Here is a 24,143-nt window from a genome sequence, read left to right as displayed (position 1 = left end):
CGGCTCAGGTGCGAATACGCCAGCCCGTGGCGAAAATTCGCGCGATGACAAGGACGCACAGTGCGACGAAGCCACAGGCGATCCCCAGCGACAGACCGATCGGAAAGTCCGACGTGCCGTAGAAACACCAGCGCAAGCCGTTGACGAGGTAAACCACCGGGTTGGCCATCGCCACCGAACGCCAGGGCTCGGCCAGATTATCGACCGAATAGAAGGTGCCGCCCAGGAACGTCAGCGGCATCAGGAACAGCATCGGGATCGCGCCCAGCTTGTCGAAGCTGTCGGCCCAGACGCCGATGATGAACCCGAACAGCGAGAAACTGGCCGAGATGAGGATGATGAAGAGCAGGACATAGACCGGGTGCGCGATCGAATAATCGACGAAAAACCGCGAGACGGTGAGGATGATCGCGGCCAGCACCAGCGACTTGGTGGCCGCCGCGCCGACGAAGCCCAGCAGCGTCTCGGCGACGCCCACCGGTGCGGACAGCAGCTCGTAGATCGCGCCGGTGAAACGCGGCATGTAGATGCCGAAGCTGGCGTTCTGGGTGCTCTCGCTCAGCAGCGTCAGCATCAGCAGGCCGGGCACGATGAAGGCGGCATAGTTCATGCCCACCACCGATCGATCCATGTGCGAACCGATCGCCGATCCGAACACCACGAAATAGAGCGAAGTGGTCAGTACCGGGGCGAGGATCGACTGCCCGGCGGTGCGCAGCGCGCGTTGCACTTCGTTGCGATAGATCGTCCAGGTGCTGCGGGGGTTGAAGGCGATCACGATTGCGGCTCCCCGAGCAGGTGGACGAAAATGTCTTCAAGGCTCGATTCGCGCATATCGATCGAACGGTAAACGTAGCCCAGCCCGGCCAGCTTCTGGGCAATGGCGGCGACGTGGGCCTTGCCCTCCCCGCCGCTGCCCCCTGCCCCTTCGGCGTCGCGAAAGTGAATGGTGGCACCATCGGCTGACAGCGACAGGCCCGGCTGCGCCAGTTCGGGCGGTAGCGCGGGCAGCGGATCGACCAGCGCGAAATCGGCTTCGATGCGGCCGAGCTGGCGCATGATCCGCTGCGTTTCGTCAACCATGCGAATGCGGCCGGACTGGATGATGCCGATGCGATCGGCCATCTCTTCCGCTTCTTCGATATAGTGCGTGGTGAGGATGATGGTGGTGCCACCATCGCGCAGGCGGGCGATATTCTCCCACATGTCACGCCGCAGCTCGACATCGACGCCGGCGGTGGGCTCGTCCAGAAACAGCAGTTCGGGTTCGTGGGCCAGCGCCTTGGCGATCATCACCCGCCGTTTCATTCCGCCCGACAGCGCGCGGACCTGATTGTCGCGCTTGTCCCACAGGCTGAGCGAGCGCAGGATCGCCTCCACCTTGCCCTTGTCAGGGGCGAGCCCGAACAGGCCGCGCGAATAGTTGACCGTGCGCCACACCGTTTCGAACATGTCGGTGGTCAGTTCCTGCGGAACCAGGCCGATGCGGGCCCGCAGGCTGCGCCAGTGGTGCTTCATGTCCTTGCCGAACGCGGTGATCGAGCCCGCGCTCGGCTCCACCAGCCCGCAGACCGCGCCGATCAGGGTCGTCTTGCCGGCCCCGTTCGGCCCCAGCAACGCAAAGATTTCGCCCTTGTTGATGGTGAGATCGACGCCGTTCAGCGCGGTGAAGCCGCCGCGATAGGTCTTGGTCAGCCCCGCGATTTCGAGAATGGATTGCATGTGCCCTCAATGGGGTCTGCAACGGCCAGTTCCAAGGCCGGGTGGAAAGCGGCCACCGTTTTTGGCCCTCCAAGATGCCAGAACCGAAGTTCACGACGTCGAACCCTCGTCTCCTTGAACTTGTTTCAGGGCCCATCCCACGGTTTCCACCGGAGGGGGTGGAAGGGCGCTTTGGGCGCTGTTGCCCTTGCCAACAGGCTGTGGCGCGTGCTGCCTGATGGATGCTGAAACAAGTTCAGCATGACAAGAATTGCTGCCTATCGCCTAGACCCCGCCCAGCCAGCCGAGCAGGGTTACCCGGCTTTCGATCAGGAACACCGCGAAGGCGAGGATCAGCCCCAGTCGCAGCGTGCGGAAGGCATAGGCGAGGTAACGGTACTTGCGATGCTGGAGCACCGACCCGTTCTGGTGGATATCGCGCAGCATCGTGCTCAGCACCTGACCGTCGGTCTGCGACCGCGCCATCAGACGATCGACGAACTCCTCCTGATCGAGGCCGGTGAACACGCCGAAGAACAGCAGGTTGGCCTCCGGCTCATCGGGCCGGTGCGGCGAGGTGATCTTGGGCATGACCGCGACCATCGCCAGCAGCGAGGACACGAACGAGGTGACCAGCAGGACGACCAGCGAGGTCCTGACATCGCCGCGCCCCACTTCGGACAGCGACAGCGAGAACAGCAGGAAGGTCATCCCCATCAGGATATTGGCCTTGTTGTCGGCCATCTGGCTGAGCGCCATGTGGTTGGTCTGGCAGGTGCGGACCATATGGATCGCGTGGACCGAATAGGTCCCTGCATCGAACCGCGCCGGATCAATTGCCCCGCTGCCAGCCTGACCGTCTTCACCCATCTCGCGCCGCTCCCCCGCTGCCTCGTTCGGCGGACTATGCGCCCAACCCCGGCGCGGGTGAAGCGCGATTGCGGGCCGGAGCTTACCCGCCGCGCAGCAGTTGCACGCCCCAGTCGCGTTCGAACAGGTATAGCAGCAGGCGCGCCGCCGCACCGCGCGGGGTGGTGAGGCCGCCTTCGTGCTCCATCAGCAGCCGCGCATCATCGTGGGCCATCGGCAGCAGCCGCTGGATCTGTTCCAGCGAGGCGATGCGGAACGGCGTGTCGCCGGACTGGCGGGTGCCGAGCAGTTCGCCGCCACCGCGCAGCTTCAGGTCTTCCTCGGCAAGCCGGAACCCGTCCTGCGTCTCGCGCATCAGCGCCAGCCGCGCCCGTGCGGTTTCCGACAGCGCGCCGCCGCGCAGCAGCAGGCAGGTGGACTTGCCGCTGCCCCGGCCGACCCGGCCGCGCAACTGGTGCAACTGGGCCAGCCCGAAGCGTTCGGCCTGCTCGATCACCATCAGCGTGGCGTTCGGCACGTCCACGCCCACTTCGATCACGGTGGTCGCCACCAGAAGGCTGGCCTGGCCCGCTGCGAAGCGCTCCATCCCGGCATCCTTGACTTCGGGCCGCTGCTGGCCGTGTACCAGTACCACGGCATCGCCAAACCGCTCGCGCAGCAGGGCATAGCGCGCTTCGGCGGCGGCGATGTCGTCTGTCTCGCTTTCGTTGACCATCGGGCAGACCCAGTAGGCCTGCTGACCGGTCTCGATATGACGGCCGAGCGCGGCGGCAACCTCATCCATCCGCTCGGCCGGGAACACGCGGGTATCGATCGGCTGGCGGCCGGGGGGCAGTTCATCGAGCCGCGAGACGTCCATCTCGCCATATTGTGCCAGCGTCAGCGTGCGCGGAATGGGTGTAGCCGTCATCGCCAGCGTGTGCGGCGTGCGCCGGCCCTTGCGCGCCAGCATCAGTCGCTGGCCGACACCAAAGCGGTGCTGCTCGTCGATCACCGCCAGCGCCAGGTTGCGATAGGCGACCGAATCCTGAAAGATCGCGTGCGTGCCGACCACCAGCGGGATCGAGCCATCGACCAGCCCCATCAGGATCGCCTCGCGCGCCTTGCCCTTGTCGCGCCCGGTCAGCAGCGCGATCTCCACGCCGGTTCCTTCGAGCAGCTTGCGCAAGGTTTCGTAATGCTGCCGGGCAAGAATCTCGGTCGGGGCCAGCAGGGCCGCTTGCGCCCCCGCCTCGACCGCCACCAGCATCGACGACAGCGCGACCACCGTCTTGCCCGAGCCGACATCGCCCTGGAGCAGGCGCAGCATCGGCACCGCCTGCGCCATGTCGCCCTCGATCTCGGCGAGCGAGCGGCGCTGCGCCCCGGTCAGCGCGAAGGGCAGCCGCAGTTTGGCGCGCAAGTGCCCGTCGCCCGCCAGCGCCGTGCCGCGCTGGGCCCGGTTGCTCTCGCGCACCAGCATGAGCGCGAGCGAATTGGCGAGCAGTTCGTCATAGGCCAGCCGATCGCGTGCTGCGCCATCCGCGCCCTTGTGGGCGGCCAGCACGGCCGCGCGCCAGGCGGGCCAGCCTTGCTTCGCCAGCAGGCCCGGCTCGATCCATTCGGGCAGTTCCGGCAGCACCGTGAGCGCCTGCGCGACGAGCGCCGCCATTCGCCCTTGGGTCAACCCTTCGGACAGCGGATAGACCGGCTCGCACAACTGGCCGACAGGCGTGGCGGAGGTTTCGGAAACGTGCTCCGGGTGGACGATCTGGAGCATCTGCCCGTACTGGTCGAGCCGCCCGGCCACCCAGCGCGCCTCGCCCATCGGCAACTGCTTCTTCGCCGAATAGGAGGCACGGCCGAAATAGGTGAGCGCGCATATGTTGCCGACATCGTCCGCCGCCAAAACCCGGTAGGGGCCTCGGCCCGATGACGCGCGATGTTCGCGCACGGTCAGACGCACGAGGATGTTCTCCCCGGTGCCCGCCTGGTCCAGATCGCTGACCACCCGTCGTTCCACAAAGCGATCGGGCAAGTGATAGGCCAGATCGCGCAGCCGCGTCAGGCCGAGCTTTTCGAGCGGCCGGCGCAGCTTCGGGCCCACGCCGTCAAGCGCGTCGGTTTCCACGAACAGGCAGTTGAGTTCTTCGGGCCGCATGGTCCGGCGCTTCCTAGCGCGCTTTCATACCGCTTCGCCAGAGGCGGCGGAACCGGACCTGCGCAATGGGCTTTCGCAAAGTCCCTACCAGACAACCGGGAGACAGATATGATCCTGCCGCACGGCACCGTGTTCGCCATCGTCGATGGCGAGAACTTCGAGCTTTACCGCAATTCCGGCAAGGAGGCCGCCCCCCGCCTTGTCTCTCTGGACACCCCCGAACTGGAAGCCACCAACTTCAGCGCCGGAGCACGGCGCAGTGACGGACCCAGCCGCCACCAGGCCCGCACCGGCGACGGCAGCGACGACAGTATCGACGAAAGCGCCCATGCGGTGGCGGTGACGCAGTGGCTCAACCGGCAGGTGCTGGAACGCGAAATCGATCAATTGGTGGTCGTTGCCGATCCGCGCTCGCTGGGTGAGATGCGCCGTCACTATCACAAGGAACTGCGCTCGGCGCTACTGCGCGAGGTGCCCAAGACGCTGACCGGCCGTCCGGCGCAGGACATCATCCGCGCCGTGCAACGATAGGCGCGGATTGAAACGGGCCGCGCCGACGTGTATCGGCGCGGCCATGACCGCGCTTTCACCCCGCCTGGCCCGCCTGAAGTTCCGTTCCTGGCATCGCGGCACGCGTGAGGCCGACTATATGATCGGCTGCTTCTTCGACCGCTTCCACGATCAGTGGAGCGAGGCCGAGATCGATCTGTTCGAACGGATGATCGAGGAAGAAGACGTCGATATCATGGGCTGGGCGCTCGGCACCCTTTCCATCCCCGAAGAATATCGCGGCGCGCTGGTCGATCGCATGATGAAGCTGGACTACGTCGACATTCCGCGTTGATAGGGGAATGCTGATCGGGCGTGCGCTTTCGTCTTAACGCGATTGAATTTCCGCCAAGTCCCGCATATCTGCCCAGCCATCCCCGTCATGACAGATTTCCAGAAAATCCTTTCGGCGACAACGCCGCTCACCCTCTCGTCGATCGCTCGTGGCAGCCAGCCGCTGGTGATGGCCGATCTTGCCCGGGCCGCGGCGACCAACGACGCGCGGGTGGTGTTCATCGTCGATAGCGACGCGGCGATGAGCGCGATCGGCGACGCGGCGCAGTTCTTCGCGCCCGAGCTGGACGTCATCGAATTTCCCGCATGGGACTGCCTGCCCTATGACCGGGCCAGTCCAGCCCTGTCGGTCAGCGCGCGCCGGCTGGCCGCGCTGCACCGGTTGCAGCGCAAGCGTTCCGGCCCCCAACTGCTGGTCACCACTGCCAATGCGCTGACCCAGCGGGTGCTCACTCCGTTCCGTGTTCGCGAATCGGTGCGCCTGCTCAAGCCGGGCATGGAGATCGGCCACGAAAGCCTGATCGCGCTGCTGCGCCGGCAGGGATACCAGCGCAGCGATACCGCGATCGATGCGGGCGAATACGCAGTGCGCGGGTCGATCTTCGATATCGTCCCCAGCGGGCTCGACGGCGGCCTGCGGCTCGATTTCTTCGGTGATGAGCTGGAGACCCTGCGCCAGTTCGATACCTCGACCCAACGCTCCACGGGGACGCTGGACCAGTTCCTCCTGCTCCCCGCCGACGAAGGGCTGCTCGACGACGAGACGATCAAGCGGTTCCGCGCGCGCTATCGTGAACGCTTCGGCGCCGGGGCGACCGGCGATCCGCTGTACCAGGCGGTCAGCGACGGGCGCAGGCTGGCGGGCATGGAGCACTGGCTGCCGCTGTTCGAAGACCGGCTGACCACGCTGTTCGACCATCTCGACATGGGCGATGTGCTGGTGATCGATACCGCCGCCGTCGGTGCCGCCGAAGAGCGGCTGACCGACGTGGCCGACTATCACAAGGCGCGGCTCGAAACCTCTGGCCAGAAAGCGGGCTCCTACCGTCCGCTCGATCCGGCGGCGCTGTACCTGACGGCCGACGAACTGGCGCAGGCGCTGGAAAGCACCCCGGTCCACCGTGCCGATCCCTTCGCCAAGCCCGAAGGTGGCAAGGTGATCGACTTCGGCTTTGGCAATGCCCGCGATTTCGCGCCCGAACGGGCCCGGGGCGACAATGCCTACGAAGCCGCCGCGAAGCACATGCAGGCAGTCGCCAAGTCGGGCCGCAAGGCGATCCTGGCCGCCTATTCCACCGGCAGCCGCGCCCGCCTCGCCTCGATCCTGGGCGAAACCGGCGGTGTTGCCGAGCCCCGGCCTGCGGATAGCTGGCAGGAAGCGCTGGGCCTTGCGGTGCAGGGCCGCACTGCCGCGCTGGTGCTGCCGCTGGAGACCGGGTTCGCCAACGATGTCCTCGAAGTCATCACCGAGCAGGATATCCTCGGCGACCGGCTGGTGCGGCGGAAGAAACGCAAGAAGGATGCCGATGCCTTCCTGGCCGAGCTGGCGGCGCTGACCCCGGGCGATCTGGTGGTCCATATGGACCACGGCATCGGCCGCTACGAAGGGCTGCAGTCGATCCCGGTCGGCCAGTCGCCGCACGATTGCGTGATGCTGACCTATGCGGGCGGCGACAAGCTCTACATCCCGGTCGAAAACCTCGACGTCCTGTCGCGCTACGGCAGCGAGAGCGAAGGCGTCGCGCTCGACAAGCTGGGCGGCGAAGCGTGGCAGAAGCGCCGGGCCAAGCTGAAGGAACGCATCGGCCTCATCGCCGCCGAGCTGATGAAGACCGCCGCGGCGCGCGCGCTGCGCCATGCCCCGGCGCTGGTGGCGGAAGCGCACGCCTACAACCAGTTCGTCGATCGCTTTCCCTGGGCCGAGACCGAGGATCAGGACGCCGCGATCACCGACACGCTCGACGATCTGGCGGCGGGCAAGCCGATGGACCGGCTGGTGTGCGGCGACGTCGGCTTCGGCAAGACCGAGGTTGCCTTGCGCGCCGCGTTCGTGGCGGCGATGGCGGGGCAGCAGGTCGCGGTCGTCGCGCCGACCACCCTCCTCGCCCGCCAGCACTATGCCGGGTTCGCCGAACGCTTTGCCGGTTTCCCGCTCAACGTCGGCCGCCTGTCGCGACTGGTGCCCGAGAAGGAGGCCAGGGCCACGCGCGAAGGGCTGGCGGACGGCACGATGGACGTGGTTTGCGGCACGCATGCCATCCTGTCCAAATCGGTCAGCTTCAAGCGTCTCGGCCTCGTCATCGTCGACGAGGAGCAGCGCTTCGGGGTGAACCACAAGGAACGCCTCAAGCAGCTTCGCAGCGACGTCCACGTGCTGACGCTCACCGCCACGCCGATCCCGCGCACGCTGCAGATGGCGATGAGCGGGTTGCGCGAACTCTCCACCATCCAGACCCCGCCGGTAGACCGGCTGGCGGTGCGCACCTACGTCATGGAATGGGACGACATGGTGATGCGCGAGGCACTGCTGCGCGAACACCATCGCGGCGGCCAGAGCTTCATCGTCGTGCCGCGCATTTCCGACATGCCCGAGGTGGAGGACTGGCTGCACAAGCATGTCCCCGAAGTGAAATGCATCACTGCGCACGGCCAGATGAGCGCGGGCGAGGTGGAAGAGCGGATGAGCGCCTTCTACGAGGGCAAGTACGAGGTGCTGCTAAGCACCACCATCGTCGAGAGCGGGCTGGATATTCCGCGCGCCAACACGATCATCATCCACCGCGCCGACCGTTTCGGCCTGGCCCAGCTCTACCAGCTTCGCGGCCGCGTCGGCCGGTCAAAGCTGCGCGCCTATGCCTATCTGACCACGCCGGCCAACCAGGCTCTTTCCGAAGTGGCGGAAAAGCGCCTGAAAGTGCTGGGCGATCTCGATACGCTGGGGGCCGGGTTCCAGCTCGCCAGCCACGATCTCGATATTCGCGGTGCCGGCAACCTACTGGGCGACGAGCAATCGGGCCATATCCGCGAGGTCGGCTTCGAGCTGTACCAGTCGATGCTGGAAGACGCGATCCTGGCCGCGCGGGCGGGCGGCGTCGGGCTGGAAAAGGACACCTCGGGCCTGTCACCACAGATCACCGTCGATGCGCCGATCATGATCCCGGACGATTACGTCCCCGATCTGGCGGTGCGCATGGCGCTGTACCGCCGCCTCAACGAGGCCGAAAGCCAGGACGAGATCGAGAGCCTGTCCGCCGAGATGATCGACCGCTTCGGCACCCTGCCCCAGCCGACCGCCAACCTCGTCCAGCTCATCCAGATCAAGCGTCAGGCGATCGAGGCGCACATCGCCAAGATCGACGTGGGCCCGCGCGGCACGCTGGTCAGCTTCCACAACGACAGTTTCCCCAACCCGCCGGGCCTCATCGCCTATGCCGAACGGCTCGCCGGCACGATCAAGCTGCGTCCCGACAACAAGCTGGTGGTGCAACGCGCCTGGGCCGACCCCAAGGCGCGGCTGCACGGGCTGCTGCAACTGACCAAGGGGCTGAGCCAGGCAGCGCGGGTGAAGAAGGGCTGAGGGCGAGAGCCTCACGCTCACCCGTAGCGCCGGACGGGTCCGGCTCGTCCGGGATGACGAAGGATCAGATTCCCCGCGCCAGCTTCTCGAAGGTGGCGGCCTTCATCGGCTGGGCGCGCAGGAAGCCCTGGTAGTAGGCACAATGTTCGCGGGCGACGGCGGCGCGCTGGGCTTCGTCCTCGATACCTTCGGCAATCACTTCGAGATCGAGCGCCTTGGCCATCGCCACGATGCCGCGCAGCACCGCAAGGTCGCGGCTGTCGGTGGCGATGCCTTCGACCATCGCACGGTCAAGCTTGAGGTAGTGCAGCGGCAGCACCTTGAGATAGCGGAAGTTGCAGAACCCCGCGCCGAAATCGTCAAGCGCGATGCGGATGCCCTGGGCCGAGAATTCGGCCATCACCTGCGCTGCCAGGGCAACATCGCCGATCAGTGCCTGCTCGGTCACTTCCAGCGTCAGGCGGCGCGGCGGGAAGCCGCTTTCGCGCACGAGATCGAGCATGTGGCGGGCGTAGCTGCCAAAGGCGAGGTCGGCAGGCGTCACGTTGATCGACAGCCTGAGCGGCGCGGGCCAGGTCACCGCCGTCTCCATCGCCTTGCGGGCGATGTGGCGCGAAAGCGGCGCGACGTGGTCCGCCCGCTCGGCAATCGCGAACAGCGCGCCGGCACCGATCCGGCCAAGCTGCGGATGGTTCCAGCGCGCCAGTGCCTCGGCACCGCTCAGCGCATCGTCAGCAAGGCTGAACTGCGGCTGGAACAGCACCTCGATCTCGTCGCGGTCGATCGCGCCGAGAACGTCGGCTTCAAGCTGCGCCGCGCTGCGCCCGGGCGGGGTCACCTCGCCCCGCGCCCAGCACAGGAGGTTGCCCGACTGTTCGTGCGCCGCATCCAGCGCCTGGCTCAGCCGGTCCAGCATCGATTCCAGGCTTTCTCCGGTGAGCGCCCGCATCAGCGCGACGCGGGGGGACAGCCGCAGGATGCCGGTGGGCACGGCGATCGGCCGGGTGATTGCGTCGGCCAGTTGTTCGGCGACAAGCTGCCAGCGCTCACGGCTGCAGGCCTCGTTCGCGACCAGCACGAATGTTCCGCCGCCGGCCCGCGCCAGCACCCAAGGACCATCCAGTTCCTCTTCAGCAAAATGGCCGATCCGCGCCGCCACTTCTTCGAGCGCGCCGTCACCGGCGGCAGCCCCATAGGCGATGTTGATTGTATCGAGCCGGCGCAGGCCCAGCAGCATCGCGTGGACGTGGCCACCGGCCTGCTGCAGGTCGGGATCGAGACGCCAGGCGGCGATCCGCTCGTGCACGGTATTGATACCCGGAACCCCGGTCAGCCGATCCTCGATAGCCCTGGCCTGCGTGTGCGCGGCCCCCCCGTGATAGTTCATGTCGTCTCGCGCCCTTCGCCGGGATGCATAGCCGCAAAGGCCTTGCCAAAGGGCTCAAAATTTCAGAGCCCTGCACGGCAAGCTGTATCAGACCGGGATCGCCGTGTCGCGACCGGCTGAACCAACTCGCGGGGGATTGACGTGGCCGAGACGATGAAGCTGGCGCTGGTGGTTTCAGACAGCCTCCAGGCGCAAGCCGGTGCCGCCGCCTTGCGGCATGCGCACGAATGGGTCGATCCGAAAGCGGCGGATGTCTTGGTGGTGCTGGGCGGCGATGGCTTCCTGCTTCACGTGCTCCACGAAATGCTGGCCCGCAATCAGGTGAAACCCTGTTACGGCCTGAATCTGGGCACGGTCGGGTTCCTGATGAACGGCCAGCACGACGAGATGCCGATCGCCAGGCGCGTGGCCGAAGCGCATCGCGTGCCGATCCACCCGCTGGAAATGCGCGCGATCACGCAAGGCGGCGCGGAATTCAGCTATTATGCCATCAACGAAGTCTCGCTGCTGCGCGAAACCCGGCAGACTGCCAAGCTGGAGGTGACCGTCAACGGTCAGGTCCGCATGGAGGAGCTGGCCGGCGACGGCGTGCTCGTCGCCACCTCGATCGGATCGACCGCCTACAACCTGTCTGCCAACGGCCCGATCCTGCCGCTGGGCGCGCGGATGCTGGCGCTGACCCCGATCAGCCCGTTCCGCCCGCGCCGCTGGAAAGGGGCGATCATCCCCGAAAGCGCGGTGATCGAGTTCCGCGTGCGCGAAGCCGCCAAGCGCCCCGTCGCCGCTGTCGCCGACCAGAAGGAAGTGCGCGACGTCAAGCATGTCCACATTTCGGCCGCGTGCGACAAGGAACTGACCTTGCTGTTCGATCCCGGCTACACGCTGGAAGAACGCATTTTCGCCGAGCAGTTCCAGGTCTGAAGATTTGGCCGCATTTTCCTGCACCATGGGCTTGCCAATCCCGACGGCGCTGTTATAGGCGCACCCCTGCCCGGCGGTGGAGAAACCAACGGGCTGCTCCCCGATAGCTCAGCGGTAGAGCATTCGACTGTTAATCGAATGGCCGTAGGTTCGAATCCTACTCGGGGAGCCACTTTCTGTTTACCGGAAAGTCCGGCGCATCGTGATGACGCCAAAAAATACCGAATTCGCCTATCTATTTGCTGCGATAACCTGTAGGCGGGCGGGGCTGACACGTCGCCTGCGACGGATATTGGGCCGCCATGGCTCCCCTTTGTCCCTTACTAGCCTCACGAAGCCGGGATGCGCCGCGGTTGGTGCATGCCCGTCATACCTGCATTGGGCAAAGGATACCCATATGATTACCGGCACCGTCAAATTCTTCAATGCCGACAAGGGCTATGGCTTCATCGCTCCCGAAACCGGTGGCGACGATGCTTTCGTTCACATCAGCGCGGTCGAGCGCGCCGGCATGCGCACCCTGAACAAGGATCAGCGCGTTTCCTACGAACTGGAAACCGACCGTCGCGGCAAGACCTCGGCTGTCAACCTCCAGACGGCCTGATCGGGCCGACCCGGCGGACCTTTTTCCGGAAAGGTCCGCCGACCCACTTTTGCCGGGACCAGGAGCGATCCACATGTCATCGCTTATGTTCTACCGCGAGCAAGCCGAAATCCAGAACGTCGCTGCCGATGCTGCCACTTTGCCGCTGGTACGCGACCGATGCCTCAGGGCCGCAGCGGCCTGGGAAGAACTCGCCGACCGGGCGCAGAAAACCCAGGATGCCTGCATCGTCAAAGCTGAAGCCGAGGCCGAGCAATTGCGCCTGAGCGAAATCAGCAAAGACAACTGACCGCGACGTGATGCCTCCCGGCATCGCCGCTCTCGCGATTCCGCCGGATTGTCGAAAACGGCCGCGCCTCTCCCACCGGATGCGCCATCCCGCATCGCGAACGAACGCAAGCTTCGCGCCAGTCCTTCGTGTTGCTGCGGAGCCTGCGCAAACGGCAGGTTTTGTGGTGCGCCCGACAGGATTCGAACCTGTGGCCCCCAGATTAGGAATCTGATGCTCTATCCTGCTGAGCTACGGGCGCATCGCGAGGTGGGTCCTAGCGTGACCTTTGCCGCTTGGCAACGCGGGGCTGCTGCGGTCTGGCGCGATCAGTTCGCCTTGTCGGGGGCGACGAGCGGAAAGGGCAGCGGCATGACCTCGATGCCCTCCTCGATCAGCTCGCGCGCTTCCTCGATCGTGGCCTGGCCGTGGATCGGCGCGGCTTCCTTCTCGCCGTAATGCATGGCGCGGGCATCTTCCGCGAAGCGGGGGCCGGCATCGCGCGAATGCTTGAGGATTTCGGCCTGCATCGTCGCCAGCTTGTGCAGCATCTCTACCGCTTGCGCCGGCAGCGGCCCTGAGGCCACCGGCGCTGCGCCGCTGACAGGGGCGGCGGGCAGCTTCTCGGGCGCGGATGTGGTCGGCGTGGTGGCGGGAGTGCTGACCGGCTGGAGCTGGTTGCCCTTGCGTGCGAGGCGCGGAGCCTGCAACGCCTTGCTGACGCTGGCGGAGCCGCAAGCGGGGCAGCACAGCAGGCCCGCGACAAGCTGGCGATCGAAATCGTCCGAGGACCGGAACCACCCTTCGAAGCGGGGGCAACCGTGGGCACAGGCGAGATCGTAAACAATCATGATCGGGCTATTTGGCGAAATCGCGCCGGTTGGCAAGACTGGGCAATTGCGCGCGCACTTCAGCGATGCGGCCCGGATCAAGATCGACGAAGCCAAGCCCGGCGTGGCCGCCATCATCCGCCCCGCCCATGTCGAGCAGGACCTTGCCCCAGGGATCGATCGCCAGCGAGTGGCCGTAGGTCTGACGTCCGTCTTCATGGTGGCCCACTTGTGCCGGGGCGATAACGAAGGCGCTGGCTTCCACGGCGCGGGCGCGTTGCAGCAAGTGCCAATGATCGCGCCCGGTGGGCACGGTGAAGGCGGCGGGGATGGCGATCAGATCGCACCCGCGTCGGCCCAGTGCCTCGAACAGCGCGGGGAAGCGGATATCGTAGCAGATCGCGAGCCCGAGCCGGCCCAGCGGGGTCTCCACCGTGACGACGGCATCGCCGGCCTCATAAGCGTTCGATTCCCGCCATGATTCGCCGCTTGCCAGATCGACATCGAACATGTGGATCTTGTCGTAGCGGGCCGCGATGGCCCCGGTATCGTCGATTACAAAGCACCGATTGGCCCATCGTCCGTCCGCACGCCGGATCGCCAGCGAGCCCAGGTGCACCCAGATCCCGGCGGCGGCCGCCGCCTCGCGCGCGGCGGCAAGGACCGGGTTGTCCTCCTCGGCCACGATATGCTCGGCGGCGCGCTGGCGGTTGCGATCGAGCAGGCCGCACATTTCCGGCGTAAACAGCATCGCTGCCCCGCCCGCGCGCGCGTCGGCGATGGCAGACGAGATGACGCGCGCGTTGACTGCCGGGTCTATGCCGGTGGTCATCTGCAGGATGCCGATGCGCATCGTTGCGGGAGCGGTCAGAGGCCCAGCACCGGGTTGAGCTTGCCCTGCCGGTCCAGCGCGTTGATATCGTCGAACCCGCCAAACGGCGTGCCGTCGATCAGAACCTGTGGCACCGTGCTCGCCCCGGGCACGCGCTCTACCATTTCGGCGCGCTTCGCACCGCCCATCGTCACGTCGATCTCGTCATAGCTGACGCCCTTCTTGTCGAGCAGGGCCTTGGCGGCGACGCAGTAGGGGCAACCCCACTTGGTGTAGATTTCGACCTTGGGCTGACTCATGCGGCGGTGTTCCTCTTGCGTGCGGCCGGCAGTACCGGCGGGAATTGCGCGGCCGCCACCCTCTTGAAAGGCAACGCCCGCAGCATATCTAGGTGCTCAGGACGTGGCCCGCCATGGGCACGTCCTGAAAACCGAGGTGCCGGAATCGCCGGGCCTCAGATTTGCGAAGATTGCTCATAGGAGGATTTTTGTCATGAACCGTATCGATTTCACGCCCTATCGCCGCACCATGGTCGGTTTCGACCGCTTGTTCGACATGATCGAAAACCAGGCGCGCACGAACCAGGGTGACAAGTACCCGCCCTTCAACATCGAACGTCGCGGGCCTGACGCCTATCGCATCACGCTCGCCGTGGCCGGCTTCAAGCCCGCCGATATCGACATCACCGCGCAGGCCAACCTTCTTGTCGTCAAGGGCCACAAGCCGGACGAGGAACTGGAAGGCGAATACCTGCATGTGGGCATCGCTCAGCGCGGGTTCGAACGGCGGTTCGAACTGGCTGACTACGTTCGCGTCCAAAACGCCGATCTTGCCGACGGCCTGCTGGTGATCGATCTCGTGCGCGAAGTGCCCGAAGCGATGAAGCCCAAGAAGATCGCGGTGGGCGGCAGCACGCTCAAGATCGTCGAGGACGGCAAGGACAGCGCCGCCGCCTGATTTTCTGCGAGCGACGAACAAGAAAGGGGCGCGGTTGCCGAGGCAGCCGCGCCCTTCCGTTTATTGTCAGACCAGGCGCGACTGGCGCAACGCGGCGGCGATGAAGCCGGCGAACAGCGGGTGCGGATCGAACGGGCGCGATTTCAGTTCGGGGTGGAACTGGACACCCACGAACCACGGATGATCCGGGCGCTCGACGATTTCGGGCAGCAGGCCATCGGGCGACATGCCCGAGAAGATCAGCCCCTGCCCTTCCAGCGCATCGCGATAGCCGGCGTTGACTTCGTAGCGGTGGCGGTGGCGTTCGGAAATGTCGGTCACGCCGCCATAGATCGCCGCGACGTGGCTGTTGGCGGACAGCTTGGCCTGATAGGCCCCGACCCGCATGGTGCCGCCCAGATCGCCGCCTTCGGCGCGCTTTTCCAGCCCGTCCTTGCCCATCCATTCGGTGATGATGCCGACCACCGGATCTTCGGTCGGGCCGAATTCGGTGGACGATGCCTTGGCAATTCCGGCGGCGCGGGCGCTTTCGATGCAGGCCATCTGCATGCCCAGACAAATGCCGAAGAACGGATAATTGCGTTCACGCGCGAAACGCACCGAGGCGATCTTGCCCTCTGTCCCGCGTTCGCCAAAGCCGCCGGGGACGAGGATGCCGTGCATCGGTTCGAGCGCGGCGGCGATCTCGGAATCTTCCTTCTCGAAGACTTCCGCATCGATCCAGCGGATGTTGACCTTGACCCTGTTGGCCATCCCGCCATGGACCAGCGCCTCGTTCAGCGACTTGTAGGCATCGGGCAGGCCGACATACTTGCCGACCACGCCGATCGTCACTTCGCCTTCAGGATGCTGATAGCGGTCGACGATATCGGCCCAGCGCGCCAGTTCGGGTACGGGGCTGCTCAGCCCGAAGTGGTGGAGGACTTCGGCGTCCAGCCCTTCGGCATGGTACTGCAGCGGTACGGCGTAGATGTTGGGCGCATCGAGCGCCTGGATCACCGCCTGCGGGCGCACGTTGCAGAACAGCGCGATCTTGCGGCGTTCGCCTTCGGGCAGCTCGCGGTCGCAGCGGCACAGCAGGATATCGGGCTGGATGCCAAGGCCGGTCAGCTCGCGGACCGAGTGCTGCGTGGGCTTGGTCTTGAGTTCGCCCGCCGCCGCGATGTACGGAACCAGGGTGACATGCACGAAGCAGGTGCTTTCGCGGCCCAGTTCATTGCGAAGCTGGCGCAGCGCCTCGATGAACGGCAGACCTTCAATATCGCCAACGGTGCCGCCGATTTCGCACAGCACGAAATCGAGATCATCGGTATCCGCCTGGGCGAAATCCTTGATCGCATCGGTGACGTGCGGGATCACCTGCACGGTTGCGCCCAGGTAATCGCCGCGACGCTCCTTCGCGATGATATCGCGATAGATGCGCCCGGAAGTGATGTTATCGGCCTGGCTGGCCGACACGCCGGTAAAGCGTTCGTAGTGGCCCAGATCAAGGTCGGTCTCGGCCCCGTCGTCGGTCACGAAGACCTCGCCGTGCTGATAAGGGCTCATCGTGCCCGGATCGACGTTGAGATAGGGGTCGAACTTGCGGATCTTCACCCGGAAGCCGCGCGCCTGCAAAAGGGCCGCAAGACTGGCCGCCATGAGGCCTTTTCCGAGCGAGGAGACCACGCCGCCGGTGATGAAAATGTGCCGCGCCATGGGAGTCGGGCCTTAAATGGGGTGGGGCCCCTTGGGCAAGCACCCAGAGGCTCAATCCACAAAACTAATGTTGGGCGGCCCGGCCGGGTAACCGGCCAGGCTGCGGGATCGGAGACGCGATAGGCGCGGGAGGTTACTGCTTGGCTGCGCCCGAAAGCGGATCGGCCTGGCCGGCTGGAGCCGCAGGCTGCGCCGCCGGAGCGGGCTGACCGGCCGCAGCCGGGGCCGTGCCGGTGTCACGCTGCAGCGAGGTGTCGATCTCGCGGCCGCTGGTCACCTCGACCGCCATCGCCGCCAGCACGATGCTGAGCACCACGAACAGCGTCGCCAGGATGCCGGTGGCCCGGGTGAGAAAGTTCGCCGCGCCACGCGCCGACATCAGGCCGGACGGGCTGCCGCCCATGCCCAGGCCGCCGCCTTCCGACTTCTGCATCAGCACGACGCCGACAAGCGCCGCAGCGACAAGTGCCTGCAACACGGTCAGGAAAAGAAACATCTCGCCTCGCAACCTTTCGGGAGGTTCAAACCATCATGGCCGCGCGCCGAAGCCGCGATCCTTGCCGCGCAGATAGGCGCAACCCGCCTCGGAAGCAACCCGTCGGACGCGCCGACGGGCCTGCCCCGCCTGTCAGTCGGCGTTGAGCGAAGCCGCCGCGCCGACGATCGCCAGGAAGCTTTCCGCCGTCAGGCTGGCCCCGCCGACCAGCGCGCCGCCCACTTCGGGCACCGCCAGCAGTTCGGCGGCATTGTCCGCCTTGACCGAGCCGCCGTAGAGGATGCGCACTTCGGCCCCGGCAGCGCCGTAGATCGCCACCAGCCGTTCGCGGATCGCGGCATGCATGGCGGCGACATCGTCGATCGAGGGGACGCGGCCGGTGCCGATCGCCCAGACCGGCTCGTAAGCGATCGAGAGCTTCTCGGCCGCACCGTCCACCGTGGGGCAAGAACCTTCGAGCTGGCCGCTCACCACATCGACCGCACGGCCGGCATCGCGCTCGGCTTCGGTTTCGCCGACGCACAGGATGACCGAAAGGCCGGCGGCGAGCGCCGATTCGGACTTGGCCTTGACGTCGGCATCGGTTTCGCCGTGCAGGGTGCGCCGTTCGGAATGGCCGGTGATGGTGAAATCCGCCCCGGCGTCCTTGAGCATCGTGGCCGAAATGTCCCCGGTGAACGCGCCGCTGTCCTTGGCGTGGCAATCCTGCCCGCCGACCCCGATCAGTTCCACCGCCTCGCGGGTGCGCCAGAGCAGCGTCGCCGGCGGGGCGACCGCTACCTGGACCTTCGGAAACCGCCCGGCAGCACGGTCCATCGCCCGCGCCTCGTTCAGCATCGCGCGTGTCCCGTTCATTTTCCAGTTTCCGACAATGTAAGGCAAGCCAGCCATGAGAACCCCGATCTGAAAACCCCAGTTGCCCGCGAATCCGGCCGATGTTGTGAATCGACGGTCGCGACCTGGCGCGCTGCTAGGCCAGAGCAGCCCGATTTGTCAAAACGGACTGCCGCGACTCCGGGATATCTAACTGCCATCGGGCACCCCGGCGCGGTCAGAACGCCCATTGCAGGAAATGCCGCAGCCCCCTAAAGCCAGCGCCTTGCAAGCGGGTCCCGCGCCCGCGCCCCTAAGGTAACCGCTGAGCGACCGGCCATGATTTCCATTTTCCGCAAGGTCATCCACTCCAAAGTGGGAGCGGCCATCGCCCTTCTTTTCGTCTTTCTCATGGCGCTGGCCTTTGCCGGCGGCGATATCGCCAATTTCGGGCGACAGGCGACCGGCGGAGCGGACGCGGACCTCGCCGATGTCGGCGGCAAGCCGGTTACTGCCGCTGCGGTCACCCAAGCCGCGAAGAGCGCGCTCGAACGCGCCCGCGCCAATGACCCCAAGGCGACCATGAAGATGCTGGTGCTGCAAGGCGGGTTGGAAGAGATCGAGGACGAACTGATCGATCGCACCGCCCAGACGGTGTTCGGCGAAAGCCACGGCGTGATCGCCGGCGATCGTCTGGTCGATAGCGAAATCGCCCGGATCCCGGCGTTTCGCGGGGTGGACGACCAGTTCAGCCAGGAAGTGTTCCGGCAAGCGCTGCAACAGCGCGGCATTTCCGAGAAGGAACTGCGCGATGACTTGCGCCAGGGCCTGATCTCGCGCCAGTTGCTCGCCCCCGCCGCCATCGGCGCGACGATGCCGGCCGACCTGACGAAGCGCTACGCCGGCATGCTCGACGAAACCCGCAAGGGCACCGCCGTCGCCCTGCCCTCGCTGCTGTTCCTGCCCAAGGACAAACCGAGCGGGCAGCAGCTCCGCGCGTTCTACAAGGCGCATTCCGAAGCCTTCATCCGCCCTGAAAGGCGCACGATCCGCTATGCGCTGATCACCGCTGCCGGGCTCAAGAATATTCCTGCGCCGACCGACCAGGAAATCCGCGCCCGTTATGCGAGCAACACCACGGACTATGCCCCCCAGCACAACCGCCGCCTGCTGCAACTGATCGTGCCGACCAAATCCGCCGCCGATGCCGTGGTGGCGGAGGTGTCCGGGGGCAAGTCGCTGGAAGCGGCGGCCAAAGAAAAGGGGCTGGCCACGGCCGAAATCCCGCTGCTCAACCAGCAAACCTATGCCGCGCAGTCTTCCGCCGATGTCGCCCGCGCCGTGTTCGCCACCGCGCAGGGCAAGCTCGCCCCCGTCGTCAAGGGCCCGCTCGGCTGGCACATCGTCCGGGTCGAGCAGGTGCAGGACACCGCCGGCAAGACGCTGGATCAGGTGCGCGGCGAGATCGTCACCGCGCTGACCATGGAAAAGCGCCGCAAGGCCTTCGCCGATCTCGCCGCGCGGATCGAGGAACAGTTCGATAACGGTGCCAGCCTCCCCGAAGTGGCCAAGGTCGTCGGGGCGCAGGTCCAGACCACCCCGCCACTCACGGCGGACGGCGCGGTCTATCTCAATCCCGGCCAGTCGGCCCCGGCGGAACTCAAGCCGGTGATCGCCACCGCCTTTGCGATGGAGCAGGAAAAACCGCAGGTAGCCGAAACCCAGCCCGCCGAAGTGCTGGCCCTTTATGACGTGACCGCGATCGCCGCATCCGCCCCCGCCCCGTTCGAGGAAATCCATCAGGACGTGCTGCAGGCCTGGGCGCTGGAAACCGGATCCGCCGGTGCCAAGGCCGCCGCGCTCAAGGTGCAGGCAGCCCTGCGTGCTGGGAAGAGCCTGCAGCAGGCGGTTGCCGCCGCCGGCAAGCCGCTGCCCCCGCCGCAGTCGATCGCGATGGCCCGTCGCCAACTGACGATGGCGCTGCAGGAAGGCAAGCAGTTGCCGCCGCCGGTGACGCTGCTGTTCCGCATGGCCAAGGGCACCACCAAGGTGCAGACGGCGGATGGCAAGCGCGGCTGGTTCGTCGTCACCCTCAATGACGTCACGCCCGGCAAGGCGGACAACGCTGCCGTTCTGGACGCCGCGCAGAAGGAACTGAGCGGCCAGCTTGGCCAGGCCTATGCCGAGGCGCTGAGCACGGCGATCCGCAAGGACGTCGGCGTCAAGAAGGACCCCGCCGCGCTCAAGGCGCTACGCCAGCAGCTTGGCGGCTCGCTGTCAGCCGCGACGGAATGAACGCGGTTCCATGAGTATTTCGGCCATGCAATCCACCCGTGACGCCGCCGCCGCCCGGCTCGCCGCCGGACAGCCGGCGCTGCTGTGGCGTCGCCTCGTCGCCGATACCGAAACGCCGGTGGCGGCAGCGCTGCGGCTGTTCGAGCCGGGACGGGGCGATTTCCTGCTGGAATCGGTGGAAGGCGGCGAAACGCGCGGGCGCTACAGCCTGATCGGGCTGGCCCCCGATCTGGTTTTTCGGGGCAAGGGCCACGAATGCGCGATCAACCGCCAGTGGCAGCACGATCGCGAGGCGTTCGAACCGCTCCCTGGCGATGCGCTGGCGGAACTGCGCGCGCTGGTGGAAGCCTGCCGCTTCGAGGTTCCCGCCGAACTGCCCAAGGCGCTGGCGTGCCTTGTCGGCTATTTCGGTTACGAGACGATCGGCCTCGTCGAAAAGCTGCCGCGTGCCCCGCAAAGCGTGCTCGACCTGCCCGACATGCTGTTCGTCCGCCCCTCGCTGATCCTGGTGTTCGATCGGCTGGGCGATGAACTGTTCTGCGTCGCCCCGGTGTGGCCCGGCAATGGCAATGCCGAGGTGCAGCTTGAAAGCGCGGCCGAGCGGATCGAGGAAGCGCTGCGCCGTCTTGCCCTGCCGATCCCGGCCGAACAGCGCGCAGCGGATTTGCCGGTGCCCCAGCCCGCGCCGGTCATGGCGCCCGAAGATTACAAGGCCATGGTGCTGCGCGCCAAGGACTACATCGAGGCGGGCGACATCTTCCAGGTGGTCCTGGCGCAGCGCTTTACCTGCGAATTCACGCTGCCGCCGCTTTCGCTCTATCGCGCGCTGCGCCGGGTGAACCCGTCGCCGTTCCTCTATTTCCTGGACCTGCCGGGTTTTGCGCTGATCGGATCGAGCCCGGAAATCCTGGTGCGCGTCCGCGACGGCGAAGTGACCATCCGCCCGATCGCCGGCACCCGCCCGCGCGGCAAGACGCCGGCAGAGGACAAGGCGAACGAGGAAAGCCTGCTCGCCGATCCCAAGGAACGCGCCGAACACCTGATGCTGCTCGACCTGGGCCGCAACGATGTCGGCCGGGTCGCCGCAGCCGGCACCGTGGAGGTGACCGGCAGCTACACGATCGAGCGCTACAGCCACGTCATGCACATCGTCTCGAACGTGGTCGGCAAGCTGGACACAGCCCGCCACGACGCCATCGATGCGCTGTTCGCCGGTTTCCCAGCCGGTACCGTGTCGGGTGCGCCCAAAGTGCGCGCGTGCGAGATCATTGCCGAACTGGAACCCGAAACGCGCGGCGCCTATGCCGGCGGCGTCGGCTATTTCGCGCCGGACGGGTCGGTCGATAGCTGCATTGTCCTCAGAACCGGCGTGCTCAAGGACGGGGTGCTCCACGTCCAAGCGGGCGCGGGGATCGTATCGGACAGCGTCCCCGAATACGAACAGCGCGAATGCGAAGCCAAGTCGGGCGCCCTGTTCGCCGCCGCGCGCGAAGCGGTCCGGGTCGCGGGGGAACCGGGGTTCGGGCAGTGAGGAAAGCACTGGCGCTTGGATTGAGCGTCGGAGTAATTTCACTCGGCTACGGATATTTTCATTGGGTCCCTCGCGCGTCTTCTGCACGGCTTCCCGCCACTCCCGCATGCAGCGCGGTTCTGTTCGAAAACAGGCGGTTCACCCAGTGCGTCGCCAAACCGGGCCGACATATCATAACCACCAGAATAACCGGTAAAAACGGGGTTATCTATCGCGGATTTGCTCCGCTTTCCCGGGATATAAAACCCGACCGCGTAGCTTTCGCCGTTAATGGCGGTATGTACGATACATCCAGCCAGCCTATCGGATACTATGTAGAGAACAAAAACCGGCTGCACCAAATTAACCGGCGCGATGGGAAGGGCAATTTTTATCTGAAGCCAAATGGCGTTTTCTACGGCGCTACGAAAGGGCCGTGGGCGGTACTGTCGAGCGATGACTTCACGAAGCAGGTCTCAAAGCGTCCGGAACTCGGAACGCAATCAGGCCCCATGCTGCTCATCGACGGGAAGTTCAATCCTCATATCTCTCAGTCAGGTACCTCCGAAAAGATCCGCAACGCCGTTGGGGTGGATGACCGTGGCCAGGCCCACTTCGTCATCTCGGACGAGCCGGTTTCTTTCGGACTACTGGCAAGAATGATGCGCGATCACTGCAAGACGCCCAATGCGCTGTTTCTTGACGGCACGGTGTCTTCGCTCTGGGACCCAGCGACAGGGCGCCTGGATGCCCAGTTTCCACTCGGCCCCTTGATCGTAGTCGAGAAAGCGACGAAAGGCGTCCCATGATCCTCGTCATCGACAATTACGACAGCTTCACCTGGAACCTCGTCCATTACGTGATGGAACTGGGGGCCGAGGTGGAAGTGGTGCGCAACGATGCGCTTTCGGCCGCGCAGGCGATTGCCAGCGGGGCGCAAGGCTTCCTGCTTTCGCCCGGGCCGTGCACGCCGAACGAAGCCGGGATCAGCCTTGACTTGGTCGGCGCGGCGGCGGATGCGGGCAAGCCTTTGCTGGGCGTGTGCCTGGGCCACCAGTCGATCGGCCAGCATTTCGGCGGCAAGGTGGTGCGCGGCGGGCTGATGCACGGCAAGACCAGCCCGGTCACGCATGACAGCACCGGCGTGTTCGCGGGGCTGCCCTCCCCCTTCACTGCCACCCGCTATCACTCGCTGATCGTCGAGGATATTCCCGATGCGCTGGTGGTCAACGCCCGGTCGGACGATGGCCATGTGATGGGCTTTCGTCACGCCAGCCTGCCGATCCACGGCGTCCAGTTCCACCCGGAAAGCATCGCCACCGAGCACGGCCACGCTATGCTGGCCAACTGGCTGACGCTGTGCGGCATCGATGCGAGGCTGCCCGAACGGCTGCGCGCATGACGGTGCTGCCCGATCCGCTGCACCCGCTGGAAGAGGACGAGGCCGAATTCCTGTTCGGCGCGATCCTTGACGGCAAGGTGGGCGAAGAATCGATCAAATCGTTCCTGATCGGCCTGTCCGACCGGGGAGAGACGGCGGGCGAAATCGCCGGCGCGGCGCGGGCCATGCGCGCGCGGATGATCCCGATCACCGCACCGTCGGGCGCGATCGACGTGTGCGGCACCGGCGGCGATGGCCACCATACGCTGAACGTCTCCACCGCCGTCAGCCTGGTCGTCGCGGCATGCGAGGTGCCCGTCGCCAAGCACGGCAACCGCGCCGCCAGTTCCAAGGCGGGCGCGGCCGATACCCTCGAAGCGCTGGGCCTGAACCTCGATCGCGCCGCCGAAACGGCGGAAGCGACGCTGGGCGATCTCGGCATCTGCTTCCTGTTCGCGGCCCGGCATCACCCGGCGATGGGGCGGCTGATGCCGGTGCGCAGGGCGATCGGCCGGCGCACGATCTTCAACCTCATGGGCCCCCTCGCCAATCCCGCCGGAGTGCGCCGCCAGTTGGTCGGCATCGCCCGCCCGGCCTATGTCCCGATCTATGCCGATGCCCTGGCGCGGCTGGGGACCGACCATGCGATGGTGGTATCGGGGGACGAAGGGCTGGACGAGCTGAGCCTCGCCGGCGGCAACGAAATGACCGAAGTGCGCGGGCGCGAACTGTCGTTGCGCCGCGTCACCCCGGCGGACGCCGGCCTGCCGTTTCATCCGGTGGAGGCGATCCGGGGCGGCGATCCCGCCTGGAACGCCGCCGCGCTGCGCCGCCTGCTGCTGGGCGAACATGGCCCCTACCGTGACGCCGTGCTGTTCAACGCCGCCGCCGCGCTGATGGTGGCCGGAGCCGCCGAAAGCTGGGCGGAAGGGGTTGAGGAAGCGGCCGAAGCGATCGACAAGGGACTTGCCAATACCCTGCTCGACTGCTGGATCGCGACGACGCGCGCGACCGCATGAC

The 24,143-nt window shown here is 66.1% G+C and carries 23 protein-coding genes and 2 tRNA genes; 13 read left to right on the top strand and 12 right to left on the bottom strand.

Annotation, left to right across the window (positions count from 1 at the left end; all coding sequences use genetic code 11):
• Positions 1–4: 4 nt before the first annotated feature.
• From IE122_RS13840 to recG, 4 genes are all read right to left on the bottom strand, one after another.
• On the bottom strand, positions 5–778 hold the full coding sequence (locus tag IE122_RS13840) for an ABC transporter permease (protein ID WP_189621760.1): 774 nt from the start codon (positions 776–778) through the stop codon (positions 5–7).
• Positions 775–1,722 carry an ABC transporter ATP-binding protein gene (locus IE122_RS13835; RefSeq protein WP_189621759.1) on the bottom strand — a complete coding sequence of 316 codons (948 nt, stop codon included), beginning with the start codon at positions 1,720–1,722 and terminating at the stop codon, positions 775–777. The genes IE122_RS13840 and IE122_RS13835 overlap by 4 nt, the downstream gene beginning before the upstream one ends.
• A 264-nt stretch (positions 1,723–1,986) precedes the next feature.
• Complete coding sequence (locus tag IE122_RS13830) at positions 1,987–2,571, bottom strand: Pycsar system effector family protein (RefSeq protein WP_189621758.1); 585 nt, start codon at positions 2,569–2,571, stop codon at positions 1,987–1,989.
• Between the two features lie 82 nt (positions 2,572–2,653).
• Complete coding sequence (recG, locus tag IE122_RS13825) at positions 2,654–4,711, bottom strand: ATP-dependent DNA helicase RecG (protein WP_189621757.1); 2,058 nt, start codon at positions 4,709–4,711, stop codon at positions 2,654–2,656.
• A 108-nt stretch (positions 4,712–4,819) separates the two neighbouring features.
• Between recG and IE122_RS13820 the strand changes: the two genes are divergently transcribed.
• From IE122_RS13820 to mfd, 3 genes are all read left to right on the top strand, one after another.
• The gene (locus tag IE122_RS13820) at positions 4,820–5,242 is read left to right on the top strand and encodes a baeRF12 domain-containing protein (RefSeq protein WP_189621756.1); all 423 of its coding nucleotides are present in this window, start codon (positions 4,820–4,822) and stop codon (positions 5,240–5,242) included.
• Positions 5,243–5,285: 43 nt separating this feature from the next.
• A complete protein-coding gene (locus IE122_RS13815) occupies positions 5,286–5,555 on the top strand; it encodes an FAD assembly factor SdhE (protein WP_189621755.1) in 270 nt (89 codons plus the stop codon).
• An 87-nt stretch (positions 5,556–5,642) separates the two neighbouring features.
• On the top strand, positions 5,643–9,131 hold the full coding sequence (mfd, locus tag IE122_RS13810; RefSeq protein WP_189621754.1) for a transcription-repair coupling factor: 3,489 nt from the start codon (positions 5,643–5,645) through the stop codon (positions 9,129–9,131).
• A gap of 64 nt (positions 9,132–9,195) precedes the next feature.
• Here mfd and IE122_RS13805 read toward each other — a convergent pair whose 3' ends face one another.
• Positions 9,196–10,518, bottom strand: coding sequence for a bifunctional diguanylate cyclase/phosphodiesterase (locus IE122_RS13805; protein WP_189621753.1), 1,323 nt, complete (start codon positions 10,516–10,518; stop codon positions 9,196–9,198).
• Positions 10,519–10,671: 153 nt separating this feature from the next.
• Between IE122_RS13805 and IE122_RS13800 the strand changes: the two genes are divergently transcribed.
• From IE122_RS13800 to IE122_RS13785, 4 genes are all read left to right on the top strand, one after another.
• Positions 10,672–11,439, top strand: coding sequence for an NAD kinase (locus tag IE122_RS13800; RefSeq protein WP_189621796.1), 768 nt, complete (start codon positions 10,672–10,674; stop codon positions 11,437–11,439).
• A 97-nt stretch (positions 11,440–11,536) separates the two neighbouring features.
• Positions 11,537–11,611 (top strand) — tRNA-Asn (locus IE122_RS13795).
• A gap of 225 nt (positions 11,612–11,836) precedes the next feature.
• Entirely contained in the window at positions 11,837–12,043 is a 207-nt protein-coding gene (locus tag IE122_RS13790) for a cold-shock protein (RefSeq protein WP_189621752.1), read from the top strand.
• 85 nt (positions 12,044–12,128) lie between these two features.
• The gene (locus IE122_RS13785) at positions 12,129–12,332 is read left to right on the top strand and encodes a hypothetical protein (RefSeq protein WP_229814169.1); all 204 of its coding nucleotides are present in this window, start codon (positions 12,129–12,131) and stop codon (positions 12,330–12,332) included.
• 164 nt (positions 12,333–12,496) lie between these two features.
• On the opposite strand, the gene IE122_RS13780 is transcribed toward IE122_RS13785, so the two are convergent.
• From IE122_RS13780 to grxC, 4 genes are all read right to left on the bottom strand, one after another.
• Positions 12,497–12,573: transfer RNA gene (locus IE122_RS13780), tRNA-Arg, on the bottom strand.
• Between the two features lie 67 nt (positions 12,574–12,640).
• Positions 12,641–13,162 (bottom strand): DUF1178 family protein, encoded by a 522-nt coding sequence (locus IE122_RS13775; RefSeq protein WP_189621750.1) that lies wholly within the window; start codon positions 13,160–13,162, stop codon positions 12,641–12,643.
• Between the two features lie 7 nt (positions 13,163–13,169).
• Positions 13,170–13,994 carry a carbon-nitrogen hydrolase family protein gene (locus IE122_RS13770; RefSeq protein WP_189621749.1) on the bottom strand — a complete coding sequence of 275 codons (825 nt, stop codon included), beginning with the start codon at positions 13,992–13,994 and terminating at the stop codon, positions 13,170–13,172.
• Between the two features lie 14 nt (positions 13,995–14,008).
• Positions 14,009–14,272 carry a glutaredoxin 3 gene (grxC, locus tag IE122_RS13765; protein WP_189621748.1) on the bottom strand — a complete coding sequence of 88 codons (264 nt, stop codon included), beginning with the start codon at positions 14,270–14,272 and terminating at the stop codon, positions 14,009–14,011.
• A gap of 193 nt (positions 14,273–14,465) precedes the next feature.
• Here grxC and IE122_RS13760 point away from each other — a divergent pair, with 193 nt between their 5' ends.
• Positions 14,466–14,930: an Hsp20 family protein gene (locus IE122_RS13760; RefSeq protein WP_189621747.1), complete on the top strand. Its 465-nt coding sequence runs from the start codon at positions 14,466–14,468 to the stop codon at positions 14,928–14,930.
• A 66-nt stretch (positions 14,931–14,996) separates the two neighbouring features.
• Here the strand turns inward: IE122_RS13760 and pyrG are convergent, their stop codons facing one another.
• From pyrG to tpiA, 3 genes are all read right to left on the bottom strand, one after another.
• Positions 14,997–16,628 (bottom strand): CTP synthase, encoded by a 1,632-nt coding sequence (gene pyrG, locus IE122_RS13755; protein WP_189621746.1) that lies wholly within the window; start codon positions 16,626–16,628, stop codon positions 14,997–14,999.
• 133 nt (positions 16,629–16,761) lie between these two features.
• Positions 16,762–17,124 (bottom strand): preprotein translocase subunit SecG, encoded by a 363-nt coding sequence (gene secG, locus IE122_RS13750; protein ID WP_189621745.1) that lies wholly within the window; start codon positions 17,122–17,124, stop codon positions 16,762–16,764.
• Between the two features lie 132 nt (positions 17,125–17,256).
• The gene (tpiA, locus tag IE122_RS13745) at positions 17,257–18,015 is read right to left on the bottom strand and encodes a triose-phosphate isomerase (RefSeq protein ID WP_189621744.1); all 759 of its coding nucleotides are present in this window, start codon (positions 18,013–18,015) and stop codon (positions 17,257–17,259) included.
• Positions 18,016–18,276: 261 nt separating this feature from the next.
• Here tpiA and IE122_RS13740 point away from each other — a divergent pair, with 261 nt between their 5' ends.
• Genes IE122_RS13740 through trpD form a run of 5 tightly spaced genes read left to right on the top strand, consistent with a single transcriptional unit; the run spans position 18,277 to position 24,142 of the window.
• A complete protein-coding gene (locus tag IE122_RS13740; protein ID WP_189621743.1) occupies positions 18,277–20,232 on the top strand; it encodes a peptidylprolyl isomerase in 1,956 nt (651 codons plus the stop codon).
• Positions 20,233–20,242: 10 nt separating this feature from the next.
• Positions 20,243–21,763, top strand: a complete 1,521-nt coding sequence (trpE, locus tag IE122_RS13735; RefSeq protein ID WP_373299138.1) for an anthranilate synthase component I — start codon at positions 20,243–20,245, stop codon at positions 21,761–21,763.
• Complete coding sequence (locus IE122_RS18500) at positions 21,682–22,551, top strand: phosphodiester glycosidase family protein (RefSeq protein ID WP_189621742.1); 870 nt, start codon at positions 21,682–21,684, stop codon at positions 22,549–22,551. The genes trpE and IE122_RS18500 overlap by 82 nt, the downstream gene beginning before the upstream one ends.
• Entirely contained in the window at positions 22,548–23,144 is a 597-nt protein-coding gene (locus IE122_RS13725; RefSeq protein ID WP_189621741.1) for an anthranilate synthase component II, read from the top strand. The genes IE122_RS18500 and IE122_RS13725 overlap by 4 nt, the downstream gene beginning before the upstream one ends.
• Positions 23,141–24,142, top strand: coding sequence for an anthranilate phosphoribosyltransferase (gene trpD / locus IE122_RS13720; RefSeq protein WP_189621740.1), 1,002 nt, complete (start codon positions 23,141–23,143; stop codon positions 24,140–24,142). The genes IE122_RS13725 and trpD overlap by 4 nt, the downstream gene beginning before the upstream one ends.
• Position 24,143 lies beyond the last annotated feature (1 nt).

Origin of the sequence: Novosphingobium colocasiae, assembly GCF_014652555.1 — a bacterium.
Taxonomy (GTDB): Bacteria; Pseudomonadota; Alphaproteobacteria; order Sphingomonadales; family Sphingomonadaceae; genus Novosphingobium; species Novosphingobium colocasiae.
Note: the sequence above shows the minus strand (reverse complement) of the source record. Positions and strands in the feature narration are given on the sequence as shown.

Excerpts from the sequence above, each read along its gene's own strand:
- IE122_RS13770 (WP_189621749.1), bottom strand. The coding sequence starts at position 13,994 with ATGCGCATCGGCATCCTGCAGATGACCACCGGCATAGACCCGGCAGTC.
- IE122_RS13775 (WP_189621750.1), bottom strand. The coding sequence starts at position 13,162 with ATGATTGTTTACGATCTCGCCTGTGCCCACGGTTGCCCCCGCTTCGAA.
- IE122_RS13725 (WP_189621741.1), top strand. The coding sequence starts at position 22,548 with ATGATCCTCGTCATCGACAATTACGACAGCTTCACCTGGAACCTCGTC.
- recG (WP_189621757.1), bottom strand. The coding sequence starts at position 4,711 with ATGCGGCCCGAAGAACTCAACTGCCTGTTCGTGGAAACCGACGCGCTT.
- IE122_RS13785 (WP_229814169.1), top strand. The coding sequence starts at position 12,129 with ATGTTCTACCGCGAGCAAGCCGAAATCCAGAACGTCGCTGCCGATGCT.
- IE122_RS13760 (WP_189621747.1), top strand. The coding sequence starts at position 14,466 with ATGAACCGTATCGATTTCACGCCCTATCGCCGCACCATGGTCGGTTTC.
- IE122_RS18500 (WP_189621742.1), top strand. The coding sequence starts at position 21,682 with ATGCGAAGCCAAGTCGGGCGCCCTGTTCGCCGCCGCGCGCGAAGCGGT.
- IE122_RS13790 (WP_189621752.1), top strand. The coding sequence starts at position 11,837 with ATGATTACCGGCACCGTCAAATTCTTCAATGCCGACAAGGGCTATGGC.
- IE122_RS13800 (WP_189621796.1), top strand. The coding sequence starts at position 10,672 with ATGAAGCTGGCGCTGGTGGTTTCAGACAGCCTCCAGGCGCAAGCCGGT.
- IE122_RS13805 (WP_189621753.1), bottom strand. The coding sequence starts at position 10,518 with ATGAACTATCACGGGGGGGCCGCGCACACGCAGGCCAGGGCTATCGAG.
- IE122_RS13815 (WP_189621755.1), top strand. The coding sequence starts at position 5,286 with ATGACCGCGCTTTCACCCCGCCTGGCCCGCCTGAAGTTCCGTTCCTGG.
- tpiA (WP_189621744.1), bottom strand. The coding sequence starts at position 18,015 with ATGGCTGGCTTGCCTTACATTGTCGGAAACTGGAAAATGAACGGGACA.
- trpD (WP_189621740.1), top strand. The coding sequence starts at position 23,141 with ATGACGGTGCTGCCCGATCCGCTGCACCCGCTGGAAGAGGACGAGGCC.
- secG (WP_189621745.1), bottom strand. The coding sequence starts at position 17,124 with ATGTTTCTTTTCCTGACCGTGTTGCAGGCACTTGTCGCTGCGGCGCTT.
- mfd (WP_189621754.1), top strand. The coding sequence starts at position 5,643 with ATGACAGATTTCCAGAAAATCCTTTCGGCGACAACGCCGCTCACCCTC.
- IE122_RS13830 (WP_189621758.1), bottom strand. The coding sequence starts at position 2,571 with ATGGGTGAAGACGGTCAGGCTGGCAGCGGGGCAATTGATCCGGCGCGG.
- pyrG (WP_189621746.1), bottom strand. The coding sequence starts at position 16,628 with ATGGCGCGGCACATTTTCATCACCGGCGGCGTGGTCTCCTCGCTCGGA.
- IE122_RS13820 (WP_189621756.1), top strand. The coding sequence starts at position 4,820 with ATGATCCTGCCGCACGGCACCGTGTTCGCCATCGTCGATGGCGAGAAC.
- trpE (WP_373299138.1), top strand. The coding sequence starts at position 20,243 with ATGAGTATTTCGGCCATGCAATCCACCCGTGACGCCGCCGCCGCCCGG.
- IE122_RS13740 (WP_189621743.1), top strand. The coding sequence starts at position 18,277 with ATGATTTCCATTTTCCGCAAGGTCATCCACTCCAAAGTGGGAGCGGCC.
- IE122_RS13835 (WP_189621759.1), bottom strand. The coding sequence starts at position 1,722 with ATGCAATCCATTCTCGAAATCGCGGGGCTGACCAAGACCTATCGCGGC.
- grxC (WP_189621748.1), bottom strand. The coding sequence starts at position 14,272 with ATGAGTCAGCCCAAGGTCGAAATCTACACCAAGTGGGGTTGCCCCTAC.